This window comes from Halomonas sp. ND22Bw (genome assembly GCF_003011945.1).
GTDB lineage: Bacteria > Pseudomonadota > Gammaproteobacteria > Pseudomonadales > Halomonadaceae > Halomonas > Halomonas halophila.
The window spans coordinates 1-555 of sequence record NZ_PXWD01000076.1 but is presented as its reverse complement, the minus strand read 5'-3'; the positions used below and the strand labels follow the sequence as shown (position 1 = coordinate 555).

Below are 555 nucleotides of genomic sequence, written 5' to 3'. Positions count from 1 at the left end.
GTTCCTGGTCGGGGCGCTGCTGATCGGTGGTGCCCTGCATACCGCAAAATACGGCGTGCTCGACGATGCGCTGGTGCCGGTCGAGCAGCCGATGCCGCCGCAAGTGCGCCGCATCGTCGAGCGCATCGGCGAGAACTGCGAGCCCTCGCTGTGCACCGTGCTCTTCCTCGGCGGCGCCGGCGGCAGCCTGCGCGCGGGCGTCACCGAGAACCCGGTGCTGCTCACCCGTGCTATCAAGCGCGCGCTGGTCAACGTGACCTGCGGCGGTGCGCCGGCCTATGTGTGGCCGGGTGGCGGGATCACCGTGATGGTCGACGTCATGCGCATGCCCGACAACAGCTTCGGTACCGTGCCTACGCCGGCCATCGTCGCGCCCATCGAATTCAGCATGCGGCTCGAGGACTACGCGGCGCTCGGTGGGCATGTCGATCATGTCTTCTCATTGAAGGAGGCCTTGGCACGCGGTGCGTGGCAGGACGACGGTGCGCCCGTTACTCGCCAGTGGGTGCGCATCGATGACGCCAACCCCTGGCCGCTCGGCCAGCCGCCGATGCT

1 pseudogene is annotated in these 555 nt (G+C 68.5%); it reads left to right on the top strand.

Annotated features, from left to right (window positions below):
- Positions 1 to 555, top strand: a pseudogene (locus tag CVH10_RS17025) (hypothetical protein); the annotation flags it as partial.